Origin of the sequence: Desulfuromonas sp. TF, from assembly GCF_000472285.1 — a bacterium.
In the GTDB taxonomy this organism is placed as follows: domain Bacteria; phylum Desulfobacterota; class Desulfuromonadia; order Desulfuromonadales; family ATBO01; genus ATBO01.
The window spans coordinates 105,667-121,273 of sequence record NZ_KI421422.1 but is presented as its reverse complement, the minus strand read 5'-3'; the positions used below and the strand labels follow the sequence as shown (position 1 = coordinate 121,273).

At 53.5% G+C, this 15,607-nt stretch carries 15 protein-coding genes; 4 read left to right on the top strand and 11 right to left on the bottom strand.

From position 1 onward, the window contains the following. Positions 1 to 16: 16 nt before the first annotated feature. The 11 genes from DTF_RS0115520 to rpmH all read right to left on the bottom strand — a co-directional run bounded on the left by DTF_RS0115520 (position 17) and on the right by rpmH (position 8,866). Positions 17 to 883, bottom strand: coding sequence for a ParB/RepB/Spo0J family partition protein (locus DTF_RS0115520; protein WP_027716060.1), 867 nt, complete (start codon positions 881 to 883; stop codon positions 17 to 19). A 1-nt stretch (position 884) separates the two neighbouring features. Continuing rightward, the gene (locus DTF_RS0115515) at positions 885 to 1,649 is read right to left on the bottom strand and encodes a ParA family protein (protein WP_027716059.1); all 765 of its coding nucleotides are present in this window, start codon (positions 1,647 to 1,649) and stop codon (positions 885 to 887) included. 154 nt (positions 1,650 to 1,803) lie between these two features. Further along, complete coding sequence (rsmG, locus tag DTF_RS0115510) at positions 1,804 to 2,457, bottom strand: 16S rRNA (guanine(527)-N(7))-methyltransferase RsmG (protein ID WP_027716058.1); 654 nt, start codon at positions 2,455 to 2,457, stop codon at positions 1,804 to 1,806. Beyond that, positions 2,444 to 4,318, bottom strand: coding sequence for a tRNA uridine-5-carboxymethylaminomethyl(34) synthesis enzyme MnmG (mnmG, locus tag DTF_RS0115505; RefSeq protein ID WP_027716057.1), 1,875 nt, complete (start codon positions 4,316 to 4,318; stop codon positions 2,444 to 2,446). The genes rsmG and mnmG overlap by 14 nt, the downstream gene beginning before the upstream one ends. Further along, positions 4,318 to 4,476, bottom strand: coding sequence for a hypothetical protein (locus DTF_RS26665; protein WP_155890844.1), 159 nt, complete (start codon positions 4,474 to 4,476; stop codon positions 4,318 to 4,320). Before DTF_RS26665 ends, mnmG begins: the two co-directional genes overlap by 1 nt. Before the next feature lie 13 nt (positions 4,477 to 4,489). After that, positions 4,490 to 5,857 (bottom strand): tRNA uridine-5-carboxymethylaminomethyl(34) synthesis GTPase MnmE, encoded by a 1,368-nt coding sequence (gene mnmE, locus DTF_RS0115500; protein ID WP_027716056.1) that lies wholly within the window; start codon positions 5,855 to 5,857, stop codon positions 4,490 to 4,492. A 2-nt stretch (positions 5,858 to 5,859) separates the two neighbouring features. Further along, positions 5,860 to 6,492 (bottom strand): RNA-binding cell elongation regulator Jag/EloR, encoded by a 633-nt coding sequence (gene jag / locus DTF_RS0115495; RefSeq protein WP_035057533.1) that lies wholly within the window; start codon positions 6,490 to 6,492, stop codon positions 5,860 to 5,862. A 7-nt stretch (positions 6,493 to 6,499) separates the two neighbouring features. After that, entirely contained in the window at positions 6,500 to 8,104 is a 1,605-nt protein-coding gene (yidC, locus tag DTF_RS0115490) for a membrane protein insertase YidC (RefSeq protein ID WP_027716054.1), read from the bottom strand. Positions 8,105 to 8,139: 35 nt separating this feature from the next. Continuing rightward, complete coding sequence (gene yidD, locus DTF_RS26260) at positions 8,140 to 8,349, bottom strand: membrane protein insertion efficiency factor YidD (protein WP_081703015.1); 210 nt, start codon at positions 8,347 to 8,349, stop codon at positions 8,140 to 8,142. Continuing rightward, a complete protein-coding gene (gene rnpA, locus DTF_RS27830) occupies positions 8,319 to 8,708 on the bottom strand; it encodes a ribonuclease P protein component (protein ID WP_081703014.1) in 390 nt (129 codons plus the stop codon). The genes yidD and rnpA overlap by 31 nt, the downstream gene beginning before the upstream one ends. 8 nt (positions 8,709 to 8,716) lie before the next feature. After that, entirely contained in the window at positions 8,717 to 8,866 is a 150-nt protein-coding gene (gene rpmH / locus DTF_RS26255; RefSeq protein WP_081703013.1) for a 50S ribosomal protein L34, read from the bottom strand. A gap of 353 nt (positions 8,867 to 9,219) precedes the next feature. Between rpmH and dnaA the strand changes: the two genes are divergently transcribed. The 4 genes from dnaA (at position 9,220) to gyrB (ending at position 15,506) form a co-directional block, all read left to right on the top strand. Beyond that, complete coding sequence (gene dnaA, locus DTF_RS0115485) at positions 9,220 to 10,572, top strand: chromosomal replication initiator protein DnaA (RefSeq protein WP_027716053.1); 1,353 nt, start codon at positions 9,220 to 9,222, stop codon at positions 10,570 to 10,572. A 245-nt stretch (positions 10,573 to 10,817) separates the two neighbouring features. Continuing rightward, on the top strand, positions 10,818 to 11,936 hold the full coding sequence (gene dnaN / locus DTF_RS0115480) for a DNA polymerase III subunit beta (RefSeq protein WP_027716052.1): 1,119 nt from the start codon (positions 10,818 to 10,820) through the stop codon (positions 11,934 to 11,936). Positions 11,937 to 12,009: 73 nt separating this feature from the next. Then, the gene (gene recF / locus DTF_RS0115475) at positions 12,010 to 13,107 is read left to right on the top strand and encodes a DNA replication/repair protein RecF (protein ID WP_027716051.1); all 1,098 of its coding nucleotides are present in this window, start codon (positions 12,010 to 12,012) and stop codon (positions 13,105 to 13,107) included. 11 nt (positions 13,108 to 13,118) lie between these two features. Continuing rightward, positions 13,119 to 15,506, top strand: a complete 2,388-nt coding sequence (gene gyrB / locus DTF_RS0115470; protein WP_027716050.1) for a DNA topoisomerase (ATP-hydrolyzing) subunit B — start codon at positions 13,119 to 13,121, stop codon at positions 15,504 to 15,506. Positions 15,507 to 15,607 lie beyond the last annotated feature (101 nt).

The window sequence follows — 15,607 nt, the reverse complement described above, 5'->3', positions numbered from 1 at the left end:
TGATCCATCCTTGATATCAGCCGTTGCCGCAAATCCCCAGAACTTCCATCAGCCGGTCCAGATCTTCAGGCGAGAAATACGATATCTCCACCTTCCCGCCTTTGCCCTTGGGAAAGATCCGGACCTGTGTCCCCAGGGCGCGTTTCAGTTCTTCCGCGAGAAAGACAGTCTGGGGGTCCTTTTCTTCCTTGTCGTTTTTTTTCGGTTTTACCGTCCGGCCGAATGTTTTGATTTTCTTGGCCAGAGCCTCCGTTTCCCTGACCGACAACCCCCTTTTGACGACCTCTTCCCGCGCCTCGAGGATATCCTCCTCCTCTTCCAGAGAAAGCAGGGCTCGGGCATGGCCCATGGAGAGCGTCTTTTCGATCACGTCCTCGCGCACCTTTTCGGGAAGTCGGAGCAGGCGCAGCGCATTGGTTACCGTTGTCCGGTTTTTCCCGACCCTCCGGGCCACATCCTCCTGGGACAGGTCGAAACCCTCGATGAGGTTGCGGTAGGCTTCCGCCTCCTCGATAGGGTTGAGGTCTTCGCGCTGGATGTTTTCGATCAGCGCCATTTCCAGTGCCCAGTCCTCCGAGACATCCTGGATGACGACCGGGACCTCCCGAAGTCCGGCTTTCTGGGCCGCCCGCCAGCGCCGCTCGCCGGCAATGATCTGGTAATGGTCGTTGACCTGGCGCACGACCAGGGGCTGAATAATCCCCTTTTCCTTGATCGAAGCTGCCAGCTCCGCAAGTTTTTCGTCGTTGAAGGCTTTACGGGGCTGCTTACTGTGGGGGCGCAGTTCCTCGATGGGACAGAGGAAATATTTGCGGCCTCCCTCCTGGGCAGCAGAGTTCAGCAGGGCGCCGATACCCTTGCCGAGTGAAGGTCTTTTTGCCATATCAAATTCCTGTTTGGATGATCTCTCTGGCCAGTTCAAGGTAGGAAGTGGCCCCGCGCGAGGCAATATCATAGAGGAGTACAGGCAGGCCATGACTGGGCGCTTCCGAGAGGCGGACATTTCGGGGTATCACCGCCTCGAACACCTGATCCGCAAAATGGCGGCGGATCTCTTCGCTGACTTGGTGTGAGAGATTGTTCCGTCCGTCGAACATGGTCAGGAGAATTCCGCGAAGGGTGAGACGGGGATTGAGTTCACGCTGGATGAGACGAATAGTCTGTGTGAGCTGACTGAGCCCCTCCATGGCGTAAAATTCGCACTGCAGGGGGATCAGCACAGAATCAGCGGCGGTAAGGGCATTTACGGTCAAAAGCCCCAGGGAGGGAGGACAGTCTATCACGACGTAATCGTAATCGTCCTGGACTTCCCTGAGAATGCCCGCGAGCTTTCCCTCGCGGGCGAAGGCCGAAATCAGTTCGATTTCCGCACCGATGAGATCGGTATTGGAGGGGAGAACATCGAGACGCGCCAATTCGGTTTTGACCAGAATATCCCTGGCCGTCGCCTCCCCCAGAAGAGCATTGTAGATGGTCAACTCCAGCGCCCGTTTGTCGATGCCGACGCCGCTGCATGCATTGGCCTGAGGATCCATATCGACCAGGAGAGTGCGCTTTTCGGCAGCCGCCAGCGAGGCGGATAGATTCACCGCAGTGGTCGTTTTCCCCACGCCTCCCTTCTGGTTGGCGATGGCGATGGTCTGAGCCATGTTTTCACCTCTCCTTCAACTTGCACCGGTCGAGCAGATTACCACAACCCCCTCATTCTTAAAAGAAAAAATGGGGTTTCGGAGTATCTACCTTTGGCTTGACAACATGTAGTGGAGATTGTGTTGCAGACTTCAATATATTGTATGATGTATTTCACTTTTCCATGAAGACCATCAGGATTCGTTCCGCTCCGGAGTCGGGCAGGCGCAGGCGGCTCATCTCCCGACACTGCAGGCTCAAGGCTTCTATCTGCAATTGCGCCTGAGCCAACTCCCGCTCCCCTTCGGCTCCTTTCATAGCCACGATCCGCCCCCCGGAAGCCAGACAAGGCTTCGCCAGAGCAGCGAAGGATGGCAGTGACGTGAAGGCCCTGGAAAGGACCACGTCGAAGCCGGCGGCATAAGTGGGGATTTGCGGCAGATCCTCGGCCCGCCCATGGAATGCCTCGAAATGGTCGAAACCAAGAAGACGGGCGGCATGGCGCTGGAAGACGATTTTTTTCTGGACGGCGTCCACCGATAAGATGCGTAATCGGGGCAGAACGATTTTCAGAGGAATGCAGGGGAACCCCCCGCCCGAGCCAAGGTCCAGCACCCGCTCATCCCCCGTGAGCAGGGTCAGGAGGGTCAATGAATCGACAAGGTGCTTCTCTACCGCCTCCCGTGGATCGGTAATCGCCGTCAGGTTGATGCGGCGGTTCCAGCGCAGCAACTCATCCATGAAGGAGATCAGAGTATCGATGACCCCCCGGGAAAGATGAATGTTCATCTGCGCGAGTTGGCGGACAAGGAGTTCAGACGGGTTCAACTTGTCCCCTGCGCAACAGCACGGCCAGAATGGCGATGGCCGCCGGGGTCACTCCGGGGATCCTGGAGGCCTGTCCCAGCGTCAGCGGCCGCACCCTCTTCAGCTTTTCCCTGACTTCGGCCGAAAGGCCTGATATCCCGTCATAATCGAAATCGGGAGAGATCGCCATCGTTTCGGTCCGCCGGAAGCGTTCGACCTGGTCGACCTGTCTCTGGATATATCCCTCGTATTTGGTGCCGATCTCCAGCTGTTCGCGGACTTTCATTCCGAGGGCCGTCAGGGTATCATCGAGAAACAGCAGATCCTCGATACTGATTTCCGGTCTCCGCAGAAGCTCTTCCAGAGAAACGCCATTCTTGAGTTCTCCCAGCCCGAGGCGATCGGCTGCGTCGCGATCGGAAGGGGCCACCCGCACCGCCCGCAGCCGTTCTCTTCCCCGGGATATCTGATGCAGCTTAGCGACGTAGCGCTCCCAACGTTCCTCAGTGACCAGTCCGGCCCTGTACCCCAACTCGGTAAGTCGCTGATCTGCATTGTCCTCTCTCAGCAGCAGCCGGTACTCGGCTCGGGAGGTGAACATGCGGTATGGCTCCTTCGTCCCCAGATTAACCAGATCATCGATCAGCACCCCGACGTAGCCCTGATCCCGCCCGATGATCAGAGGCTCTCTCCCTCGGACGCGCAGGGCGGCATTCATCCCCGCGACAAGGCCCTGGGCTGCGGCCTCTTCATACCCCGATGTCCCGTTTATCTGACCGGCATGATAAAGATTTCCCACCTCCTTCGTCTCCAGAGAAAGCTGCAGCTGAATCGGGTCGACAAAATCGTATTCAATGGCGTACCCCGGCCTCATGATTTCGACCTTTTCCAGCCCTGCAATGGTGCGAAGGAAGGCCAGTTGAATATCGGGGGGAAGGGAGGTGGAAACCCCGTTGGGATAAACCTCGGCACTCGTCAGCCCTTCAGGTTCGAGAAATATCTGATGCTGGTCCTTCTCCGGAAAACGCACGACCTTATCTTCGATCGACGGACAGTATCGTGGTCCCACACCCTCGATCACTCCGCTGTAGAGGGGGGAGCGGTCCAGACCGCCGCGAATAATCTCATGAGTCCGAGAGTTGGTGAAGGTGATATGACAGGGGAGTTGGGGACGGTCGATCCGTTCCGTTTCGAAAGAGAAGGGGCTGGGAATGGCATCGCCGAACTGGGGTTCGAGACGGGAGAAATCGATTGATCGTCGATCCAGCCGAGCCGGTGTTCCTGTCTTGAGCCGCCCCACTTGAAGGCCCAGGGATCGCAGATGATCGGACAAACCTTCAGAAGGGGGTTCACCGGCGCGCCCTCCCGGATAATTGCGCAGACCGACATGAATCAGTCCGCGCATAAAGGTACCGGTAGTCAACACCACGGTATCCGCCTCGAAAAGGATTCCTTCGCGTGTTTCCACTCCAGCGACACGGCTCCCCGAAATGAGCAGCCTGATAACGGATCCCTGTTTGAGATCAAGGAGGGATTGATCCTCCACCACCTTTTTCATCCGAGCGGCATAAAGCTGCCGGTCCGCCTGAGCACGGGAGGCCCGAACCGCCGGACCTTTTTTGATATTGAGGGTGCGAAATTGAATGCCTGTGGCGTCGATATTCCTCCCCATCTCTCCGCCGAGGGCATCGATTTCCCTGACCAGATGTCCCTTGGCCAAACCCCCGATGGCCGGGTTGCACGACATCTGTGCTATGGCGTCGAGGCTGAGATTCAAGAGCAGGGTCCGGCAACCCATACGCGCAGAGGCCAGGGCGGCTTCACAGCCCGCATGCCCTGCGCCAACCACGATGACCTCATATTTTTTACCGTAGGTAGACATCAACCATCCGCTTTCACCGTGCTGCCGTTACGCCCTGTCATCAACTCACAATCAGCAAGGAACGATCCAGGAATTCTCTTTACGCGTTTTCCAATTCGGCAATACTTCAGATTATAATCTGAAAACAGGAAACTCTTCCGTGCTTCAAAATGTTTCACGTGAAACATCTCCTCATTTGCCGATGCAAAACCGGGAAAAAATGCGGTCGAGGATTTCGTCGGGGGTCGTTTCGCCGGTGATTTCCCCCAGGGCCTGCAGCGCTTCCCTGAGTTCAAGGGCCAGAAACTCAGGGGACAGTTCTTTGATGGATCCAGCGTGAAAACGATCGATCGCTTGGCGGGCGCGCAAAAGAGCTTCCCTGTGGCGTCGGTCGGAGAGCATCACCGATTCTCGGGTATCTCCACCTCGGACACCATAAAAAACGCGTTCGATCGCGGAACGCAGTTCATCCATTCCTTCTCCCGTGTGAGTGGATATAGCAGCCGACGGCATATCGGAGAAAGGAGGCGTTACGGGTATTTGAGGAAGGTCTCTCTTGTTGATAACCAGCAGAACCCGCGCATCCCCGCAGGCGTCGAGGGCGAGAAAATCTTCATGATTCAGAGGAATACTGCCATCGACAACCAGCAGCACCAGATCGCTGGAAGCGACTTTGTGTCGGGCACGCCGAACCCCTTCGATTTCGACAAGATCTTCGGTATGGCGAATGCCGGCGGTATCGATCAAACGAAGCGGAAGCGAGCCAAGGGTCATACTCTCCTCGATGGTGTCACGGGTGGTACCTGCGACCTCGGTGACGATGGCCCTCGATTCGCCCAGCAGGGCATTCAAAAGTGAACTCTTGCCCGCGTTGGGTCGACCCAGAATCAGGACAGAGAGACCTTCTCGCAACGTGCGTCCGGTATCGAAAGTGGCGAGCAGATGATCCATGCTTGCGAGCAGTTCCCGGGCGCGAGTTTGAAGGAAACCCTGATCGGTATGCTCAATATCGTCGTCGGAGAAGTCGACATGGGTTTCGATTTCAGCAAGAAGTTCGGCAATTCCATCCCGGAAGCGGGCGATGGTCGAGGAAAGGCGCCCCTCCAGTTGTTGGAGCGCCACGTGACAGGCCGCTTCCGACCTGGATCGAATTACATCGATGACGGCTTCGGCGCGGGCAAGATCGATCCGGCCGTTTAGAAAGGCGCGGAGGGTAAACTCGCCGGGACGCGCCAGACGGAGACCCCATTCGAGAAAAAGATCGAGTATACGGCGCATCACCACGGGTCCGCCATGGCAGTGCACTTCGACGACATCTTCCCGTGTATAGGACCGGGGGCCTCTCATGACAACAGCCATGACTTCGTCGACGAGCGTCCCTTCGTAACAGTGAATCCTGCCGTGATAAAGATGATGGGAAGCCAGAGAATTGTTCCCCTTGGAAGGGTTAAAAAAGCGGGAGAGTGCTTCTTCAGCAGAAGGTCCGGAAATGCGGATAATGCCAATGCCGCCCTCACCGGATGAGGTGGCCGGGGCAATGATGGTATCATGATGAAACACTATCAACCCCTTTTCAAGGAAACGATGATTTTCCTTTCATGACCCTTTCCCACAGAACGGGTCTCGACATCGTTTTCCTCCTTGAAAGCAAGGTGAAGAATGCGTCGTTCCTCCGGCGGTAGAGATTGGACAGAGGCAGGCCTTCCGGTACGCCGAACCTGCGAAGCCAGGCGGCGGGCAAGGCGCCGGAGGAAGGAGGCGCGGCGGACCCGGTAGTCGTCAACATCGAGTACAATGGGGGTGCGATCCGATATCTGTCGGTCCGTAAGGAGAGTCACCAATGATTGAAGAGCGTCGAGGGTCTGTCCATGGCGGCCGATGATCAATCGGGAGTCGTTCCCCCTGATCTTCAAATCTACCCCCTCACTGCCTGTTTGAACAACGACGGTGCAATCGAACCCGCTCAGCCTGAGCAGATTTTCGGTGATGACGCGGGCGCTGAAAGCCCGATCTGAAAGGCGTACCCTGATCCGAGCAGGACGGACGCCGAAAAGACCGAATAATCCGGAAGAGGGGGTCTGAACAATTGTAGTTTCCACCTCAGCGCGACTGCAGCCAAGACGCTGTAGAGCTTGGTCCATGGTCTCTTCGACGGTGGACCCGCTGAGTTCTATTTCAAGAATGTCTCCAACCATTATGCCTTCAAACTTTACGATTAATAAAATACTGCTGGAGGATAGTGAGCAGGTTGTTAATCAACCAGTATATAACCAGACCGGAAGGGAAATTTAAAAACATGAACGTGAACACCACGGGCATGAGCATGAACATCTTCGCCTGGGTCGGATCCATCGTGCTGGGGGTCATCTTCTGTTGAATGAACATAGTGGCGCCCATGATAATAGGAGTCACGTAATACGGATCCTTGGCTGAAAGATCGTCTATCCAGAGCATGAACGGAGCGTGGCGAAGGGCTATATCATTCAGCAGAACCTTGTACAGAGCGAAAAATACCGGTATCTGCACCAGCATGGGAAGACAGCCTCCCAGGGGGTTGACGCGGTTTTTCTTGTAAAGCTCCATGATTTCGCGATTGAGTCGTTCCTTATCGTTCTTGAATTTTTCGCGGATTTTCGCCATCTCGGGCTGCAGCTTCTGCATGGACTTCATGGAAGAGTAACTCTTCTGGGTCAAGGGCCAGAAGAGCAGCTTGATAATGACGGTCAGCAAAATGATGGCCACGCCCCAATTGCCGACAAAGGAGTAAAAAAAGTTGAGAACCAGGCGAAGGGGCTTGGCAATGATGCCGAAGAAACCGAATTCTATCGCCTCTGCTAGCTGATAGTTCACGTCCTTGAGTATTTCCAGATGCCGCGGACCGAAATATAGCAGATAATTAAATGACAGAGTTTCGTTGGGACCCACCGTCAGGTAGGGAGACTCCAAAGCATTAATGACCAGATTGTCTTCCCTTTCGATGCGTACTTGTTCAGCTGCATTTTCCAGAGGGACAACGGCGGAGATGAAGTACTTGGTTTCAAAAGCAGTCCAGACAACCTCCTTGCCGTAGGACTTACTTTCTTTTGCAAGATCGTCCACATCATCGGTTTTTATATCGTCACCGGCGAGAGTTGCCGGCCCGACAAACTCGAAACTACTTCCTTTCATGGAATCATCCCAGGGTTGAACCAGGGAGAGAATCATGGTTCCGCGCAACGAATTTTCGACGGGGTTGCTGATGCGAACCTGCAGATCGAAATGATAACTTTCACCATGAAATTTGAATATTTTTTCGACTATCAGACCGGATGCGGAAGTCGTAGAAAAAACCAACTCCCCGACTTCGTCTTCGGTAAGACGCAAATCCCCGCCATCGGAAACAGTATAAAGGACGTCGGAGGAAAGATCGAATCCGTCCAATCCGACGGTACGCAGGCTCGCCAGTCGCTCGGGACCGACATCAATCAGAGTAATCAGCGGAGAATTTGGATCATCGGTTTCAGTATATTCTTTGAGTTGAAGTGACTTAAGGCGTGCACCGGCATTGGTGAAAAGGGCACGAAACTTATCGTTTTCAACTTTTATTTCCCTGACATTCCGGGTCACTTCAGGCGTTCCGGAGGGGCGGGGTATAGCGGGACGGGCTGGAGTTGCTTGTACAAACTCTTCCCCAGAGTCAGTCCGCTGTTCCTGAACGACAGGATCGGCGGTAGGCGCCGGTGGGGAAGGGGGGTTGAGGAGAGAAAAACCAATCCACACCACTAGCATGAGGATAAGAGCAATAATGGTATTTTTATTGTTTTCCATGTAAAAACTCCGAGGCTGCTCGGTTCAAGGAGGAATCAGACGGGGTCATAGCCGCCGGGGTGAAAAGGATGACAGCGCATGATCCTCCAGACCCCCATCAGAACGCCCTTCAGGGCGCCGTATTTGACAACAGCCTGACGTGTGTAGGAGGAACAGGATGGATAGAATCGACAGGAGGGTGACGTCAGCGGCGAAATAAATCTCCGATATAAATCTATGAATCCGATGACGATTTTCGCGAACATGCCGTTCTCGGGAGAAAATAATTTCCGGTGAGGATGCTCAATTCACTCCAGACCGTTGCGTGATCCAACTCTGAGGCACCCTTTTTGGCGATAATGGATATATCAGAATGCCGGGGCATGGAGTCATACCGGGTGCGGAAATATTCCCGCACTAAACGTTTCACGCGATTGCGGCGAACCGCACTTCCGACCTTCCGACTGACCGTCAATCCGAGGCGGGTCGGACCGTCACACCTGAACATGACGATGACGACAAAATGGGGCGTGTGCCACTTACGCCCCATCTCTCGAACCCGATTGAATTCACGGTTTTTATGCAGACGAAAGTCGGAGGGAAAAAAATTTCCCTTTTCAGCCATGTGACGGCTTATTTAACGGGATTGGTCACCGAAAGGATTTTTCTTCCCCGGGCGCGACGACGTTTGATGACAGCTTGGCCGTTTTTGGTCTGCATCCGCTTGCGGAAACCATGGGTTCTCTTACGGCGAATTCTACTGGGCTGGTAGGTACGTTTCATGCTGTTGCAACTCCCTGTGGTATGTAATGGGCCTTAGGTTTTTAGACGAATTGTAAAGGATACTTTTAAGCATATTTCTCAATTTGTGTCAAGGAAGAAAAGAATTCGGGTATTCAAGGACATCCCCTACGGGCCCCGAAACGCCGCCCAAAAATAGCTTGCAAATGAAAAGGAGCTCTGATAGCTTATTCTATCGATAATTACAGCCTTACATGCCCTGGAACCCGCACGGGACAAGCGACAAGCCCTATATCCACAGTTGTTAACAATCCTGTGGATAATTTTTTTAGAGGGCCCTTTTTCCCTCTGACATTCTTGCAATATGCCATTTTACCGCGACCTCTGATTTTTCTATGAATCGACTTTGGCGAGAAACTCTGACCCACCTGGAACAGGTTCTCAATCCCCAACATTTTTCGACATGGATCAAATCGATCCAGTTTGTCGGGATTGAAAAGGATCTTGTGCGCCTTGAGGTACCCAATCGTTTCGTCCGAGACTGGATCAGAGAGCATTATAGTCAGATTATCCAGGAAACTCTATCCGATATCGGCGCCGTGGCCTATCGGGTTCAACTGGGCGTGGCGGACAGATCCGAGGCGAAAAACACAGATGAGGAACAGGCTCCCCCGCCCCGGTCCCAAAATGAAACTCGTAAGGAATCACCCGTCAAGGAATGGAATCCTGCTTTCAACCTCAACCGCAAGTACACATTCGGTGAATTTGTCGCAGGCTCATCCAATCAATTCGCCGTGGCCGCGGCAATGGCAGTGGCCAATAATCCTGCCACTACCTATAATCCCCTCTTCATCTATGGAGGGGTAGGCCTCGGAAAAACGCACCTCATCAATGCGATCGGCAACTTTATTCTGGGCAGCAACAGGGAAATGAAAGTTTGCTACTATACGTCCGAAAAGTTCATGAATGAACTGATCAATTCCCTTCGATATGCAAAAATGGACGAATTCAGGAACAAATTCCGTTCCATGGATGTGCTCCTGATCGATGACGTACAGTTCATTGCCGGAAAGGAGAGGACCCAGGAAGAGTTTTTCCACACCTTCAACGCTCTTTATGAATCGCACAAGCAGATTGTGGTCACCTCCGATAAATTTCCAAAGGAAATACCGGGTCTGGAAGAAAGGCTGCGGTCGCGTTTCGAATGGGGCCTGATAGCGGACATCCAACCTCCTGACGTGGAAACAAAGCAGGCCATCCTCAAAATGAAGGCCGAACAGAATGGAATACAACTGCCGGAGGATGTGGCACTCTTTCTGGCTACTTCCGTGAGCAGCAACGTTCGAGAACTCGAAGGTTTCCTCATCAGAATAGGCGCCTATGCAAGCCTGACCTCGACCCCCGTCACCCTGGAAATGGCCAGGGAGGTGCTCAAGGATATTCTGGTGGAAAAAAACCGTGAACTCACGGTAGAGGAAATTCAGAAAACGGTGGCGGCCCACTTCAGCATTAAAATTTCCGATCTCAAATCCGCCAAGAGACTCAAGGCTCTGGTTCTTCCAAGGCAGATAGCCATGTACCTTTCCCGTATACTTACATCGTGCTCTTATCCGGAAATAGGTGAGCGCTTCGGCGGCAAAGACCACTCGACAATCATCCATGCCATCAAAAAAATAGAAAAGCATATGGAAGAAGATTTTCAGCTCCGTTCCACGGTAAACACATTAAAAAACGTCCTTATTCACTGATTTTGCGAAGATCTAAATTCCTGTGAACGAATCCGGGCATAAACCTGGGGACAATTTAGGTCTTTCGAGCTGTTAACAAAAAGGCTTAGTGGCACAACAGCTTAAACACAGTGTATTCCACAGGGCTAACAGATTGAATAAAAAGGTTTTTTTAGATAATAATGACTAATCAACAGGTATTACTACTATCTGCTATAAGAGATCTAAAAGATAATAGAACCCGTTACCTGTGAACAGGAGGGCTCATGCATTTCACCATCGAAAAAGAAGTTTTTCTCAAGGGACTGGCCCGTATCCAGGGAATAGTGGAAAAACGCAATACCATACCCATCCTCTCCAACGTACTGATTGAAGGCAGGGACAACGAAATTTATCTGACCGCCACCGATCTGGAAGTCGGCATGCGGGCATCCTATCCCGCCTCCATAGTCACTCCGGGAAAAGTAACGGTTTCCGCAAGAAAAATTCATGAAATAATCAAGGAACTTCCTGAAAAGGAAATTTCATTTATAGCCAAGGAAAACTGCTGGATTGAAATTCGTTGCGGCAAGGCGCTTTTCAATATTGTCGGTCTCTCTTCCGAGGAGTTTCCTTACTTTCCCCAGCCCGACAAGGAACAATTTTTCTTGATAAACAGTTCTTTACTCAAGGAAATGATCGATAAGACGGCCTTTTCCATATCAACCGACGAGAGCAAATACAACTTGAACGGCATCTACTTCCGCTCGGTGGAGGATGAGGGCAAACAGATGCTGCGCCTGGTGGCCACCGACGGTCACCGCCTGTCAATGATTCAGAAGGAAATGGACGCTTCCCATGTGGAAGAGTTGCTCAAAGGAGTCATTTTCCCCCGCAAGGGTATCATTGAACTGAAGAAAATTGCCGAGGAGGGCGAGAGCGACATCCAGCTTGGATTCATGGACAACAACGCCGTGGTCAAAAAAGATCGGACCGTGGTGGTGATGCGCCTGGTGGATGGCGAATTTCCCGACTATAACCGGGTTATCCCTAAAAACAACGAATTGGTAGCCTTCATCAACCGGGACACATTCCTCCATGCCTTGCGCCGCATGGCGATCCTATCGAGTGAAAAATCCCGAGGGGTCAAGGTCATGCTTCGGCAGGGAATGCTGGAAATATCGTCTTCAAATCCCGAATTCGGAGATGCAAAGGAAGACCTGGAAATCGAATACGGCGGCCCGGATATGAGCATAGGATTCAATGCCCGGTACCTTATCGATATTCTCCAAGCCCAGGAGACGGAAAAGATTCGCCTTCTGGTGAAGGACAATCTGTCGCCCGGACTGGTCAAACCGAGCGAGGAAAGTAATTACTTAGCGGTCGTCATGCCCATGCGCCTGTAGGAACCCCTTCAAAAGGTGGATGAAAAAAGCCTTTCAAAAAAGGCTTTTTTCATGAGATGGGTCTTTTCCTTTTATGAATATTCATCGTCTGACCCTCTGTGATTTTCGAAACATAGAGAAAGTCGAAATATCTCCGGACTCCGGATTCAATATTTTCTGGGGGGTTAATGCCCAGGGAAAAACGAACCTTCTCGAAGCCGTCTATCTCCTTGGAAATCTTAAAAGCTTTAGAGGAGCTCGCAACGAGGAGATGATCCGCCATGGAAGGGAACTCTCCCGTTTGAAGGGTGAGGTGGATTGCCAGGGGGTCCGGCGCCGCATCGAGCTCCAGATTGAATGTCATGGAAAAACTGGGCGGGTGGACGGCAAGGAATCACGTTCCACCGGGAGTTTTCTCGGTCATCTGCGACCGATCCTCTTCTCTCCCGAGGAAGTCAATCTGATAAAAGGGTCTCCGGCAGGTCGCAGAGATCTTCTCGACCGTGCCGTTTTCCAGGCCGATGCAGCCTTTCTGGGAAGAGCCCAGGAATATCGACGCCTTCTCAGGCAGCGCAACTGTCTGCTCAGGGAAAATAGAAGTCGCGTAGAAATCCATCCCTGGTCCGAGGGTCTGATACGAACCGGTGCCCGGATAAGGCACGATCGATTCATTTATCTTGACCGGCTGCTGCCACTGTTGCGGGAGGCTTACCGGAACATAGCCGGGGGGGGAGAGGAAGCGGATCTGCAATATTCCGCCGGCAACCCTTCTGTTGAAAAACTGGAAGAGGCGCTGCGGCGGGAACTGGAGCGCTCGGAAGACAGAGAGCGAAAAATGGGTCAGACCCTGGCCGGACCCCATCGCGACGACCACCGTTTTATGGTCAATGGGCGACTCCTGCGTCTATACGGTTCGCAGGGGCAGCAGCGTTCGTTCATCCTGGCTTTCAAAGCTGCCCAGATTATGGATCTGGAGAACAGAACGGGGGAACCTCCTGTATTGCTGCTCGATGATATGACCAGCGAACTGGACCGGCAGCGGCAGGGATTTTTTTTCCGCTTCCTGCAGGCCAGGCAAGGACAGGTATTCATTACCACCACGGATATTCGATCCCTGATCGATGAAGGATTCCGACAGGCGCGCTTTTACCGGGTCTCCGGCGGAGTCGTCGAGGAAGATTGCCGAGAATGAGGATTAAATAAATGAGCGAACAGACGAAGAAGGAATACGGCGCGGACAGCATCAAGGTACTCGAAGGGTTGAGTGCCGTTCGCAAACGACCGGCCATGTATATCGGATCGACGGGGGTAACGGGTCTTCATCACCTGGTCTACGAGGTGGTGGACAATTCCATCGATGAGGCGCTGGCCGGATATTGCGACGAAGTCTCCGTGGTCATCCATGTGGATGGGTCGGTCACCGTCGTGGATAACGGCCGCGGAATCCCTGTGGAAATGCATTCGACCCAGAAAAAAACGGCGGCCGAAGTGGTCATGACCGTCCTCCATGCCGGGGGTAAATTCGACAGCGACTCCTACAAGGTTTCCGGCGGATTGCACGGCGTCGGCATATCGGTAGTCAATGCCCTTTCCTCGAAGCTGGAGCTGGAAATCAGACGAGGAGGACGGATTTACCGGCAGGAATACGCCCGCGGCGTCCCCGAGGCGCCGCTGCACGAGGAAGGGGAGACCGTCAAACGGGGAACCCGCATCACCTTCTGGCCGGATTCCGAGATTTTCGAGACGACCGAATTCTCCTTCGAGACTTTGTCCCAGCGGCTTCGTGAGCTGGCTTTTCTCAACGGCGGGGTGAAGATCAACATCGTCGACGATCGCAACGAGAAGAGCCACGAGTTCCACTACGAAGGGGGCATCGTCTCCTTCGTCGAATATCTGAACCGGGCAAAAACCCCTCTTCACCCCAAGCCTATTTTCATTACCGGCGAAAGGGAAGGGGTCGATATCGAGGTGGCCATTCAGTACAACGACGGCTACGACGAGAAGATATTCGCCTTTGCCAACAACATCAACACCCATGAAGGCGGAACCCACCTCATCGGGTTCAAGGCGGCCCTGACGCGCACCATGAACACTTACGCCACCGCCAACAATCTCCTCAAGAACATCAAGACGGCTATCTCCGGGGACGATCTGCGAGAAGGAATGACGGCGGTCATCTCCGTCAAGGTGCCCGATCCCCAGTTTGAAGGGCAGACCAAGACCAAGCTCGGCAACTCGGAAATCAAGGGATATGTCGAGACCCTGATGAATGAGAAACTCTCCGAATATCTCGAGGAGAACCCGCAGGTGGCCCGCAAGATTCTGGAGAAGGGAATCGAGGCGGCCCGAGCCCGCGAAGCGGCCCGCAAGGCCCGGGATCTCACTCGCCGAAAAGGGGCACTGGACGGACTTTCGCTTCCGGGAAAACTTGCCGACTGCCAGGAGAAGGACCCGTCGTTGTGCGAGATCTACCTCGTCGAGGGAGACAGCGCCGGCGGAAGCGCCAAACAGGGGAGGGACAGAAAATATCAGGCCATCCTTCCTCTGAAGGGGAAGATTCTCAATGTCGAGAAGGCGCGCTTCGACAAGATGCTGACCTCCAATGAGATCCGGACCCTGATCACCGCCATGGGGACCAGCATCGGCAAGGACGATTTCGACATTTCCAAGCTGCGCTACCATCGCGTCATCATCATGACCGACGCCGACGTCGACGGCTCGCACATCCGCACCCTGCTGTTGACTTTTTTCTTCAGGCAGATGCCCGCGCTGGTCGAACGCGGCCATCTCTACATCGCCCAGCCCCCCCTCTACAAGGCAAAGCGGGGCAAGAAAGAAATCTACCTCAAGGATGAAGCCCTCCTTCTGGATTACCTCCTCAATGAGGGGGTCGATGGAGTCACCGTGGAGATGGACAGCGGGCGCAGGGTGCTGAGAGGAAAGCAGATTATTCCGACCCTGCGCAACATTCTCGATTACAACAGCCATTTTGACAAAACGGTCCACAAAGGGGTCAATTCGGAAGTACTCAAGGTGTTCGTCCGGGGCAAGGTTCAGAACGGATTTGCCGACATGAATGATCTCACGCCTCTGGCTGAGAAGCTCCGAGCCGTGGAGCCAAAGGCCGAATACGAGGTCCTTGAGGATCCTGCCCGGATTCTATTCACCCTCGGCAATATCCGAGCCCGGATCGATCGTGGAGTGCTGGAGGCGCTTTCCTCCCATGAATACAAGCTGCTGCTGCAGGCTTACCGGTTGGTGGAGGACATCTGCAAAGGGGAAGAGGCCGTCATCTCCGCCGAGGGGAAAGAAGAGACAAGGGTCGGAGACCGTCAGGAACTGCTTGACTTTTTCATCAACCGGGCCAAAAAAGGACAGTATATCCAGCGCTACAAGGGACTGGGAGAGATGAATCCGGAGCAACTCTGGGAAACCACCATGGATCCGGAAAAAAGGGTCCTTCTCCAGGTCAAAATAGAGGATGCCGTGGAAGCCGACGAGATATTCACGGTTCTGATGGGGGATCAGGTGGAGCCCCGCCGCGAGTTTATCGAAAACAACGCTCTCAACGTCTCCAATCTGGACGTTTGACCGCCATCCCGGACAATCGGAGGAAATGAATAGATGCTTTCGGAACAGAACAAGGTAAGCGTCAATATCGAAGACGAGATGCGCAAATCCTATATGGATTA

Bases quoted from the DNA above. Each gene is read 5' to 3' on its own strand.
- DTF_RS0115520 (WP_027716060.1), bottom strand. From the start codon at position 883: ATGGCAAAAAGACCTTCACTCGGCAAGGGTATCGGCGCCCTGCTGAAC.
- DTF_RS0115515 (WP_027716059.1), bottom strand. From the start codon at position 1,649: ATGGCTCAGACCATCGCCATCGCCAACCAGAAGGGAGGCGTGGGGAAA.
- mnmG (WP_027716057.1), bottom strand. From the start codon at position 4,318: ATGTCTACCTACGGTAAAAAATATGAGGTCATCGTGGTTGGCGCAGGG.
- jag (WP_035057533.1), bottom strand. From the start codon at position 6,492: ATGGTTGGAGACATTCTTGAAATAGAACTCAGCGGGTCCACCGTCGAA.
- yidC (WP_027716054.1), bottom strand. From the start codon at position 8,104: ATGGAAAACAATAAAAATACCATTATTGCTCTTATCCTCATGCTAGTG.
- yidD (WP_081703015.1), bottom strand. From the start codon at position 8,349: ATGTTCGCGAAAATCGTCATCGGATTCATAGATTTATATCGGAGATTT.
- rnpA (WP_081703014.1), bottom strand. From the start codon at position 8,708: ATGGCTGAAAAGGGAAATTTTTTTCCCTCCGACTTTCGTCTGCATAAA.
- rpmH (WP_081703013.1), bottom strand. From the start codon at position 8,866: ATGAAACGTACCTACCAGCCCAGTAGAATTCGCCGTAAGAGAACCCAT.
- dnaA (WP_027716053.1), top strand. From the start codon at position 9,220: ATGAATCGACTTTGGCGAGAAACTCTGACCCACCTGGAACAGGTTCTC.
- dnaN (WP_027716052.1), top strand. From the start codon at position 10,818: ATGCATTTCACCATCGAAAAAGAAGTTTTTCTCAAGGGACTGGCCCGT.
- recF (WP_027716051.1), top strand. From the start codon at position 12,010: ATGAATATTCATCGTCTGACCCTCTGTGATTTTCGAAACATAGAGAAA.
- gyrB (WP_027716050.1), top strand. From the start codon at position 13,119: ATGAGCGAACAGACGAAGAAGGAATACGGCGCGGACAGCATCAAGGTA.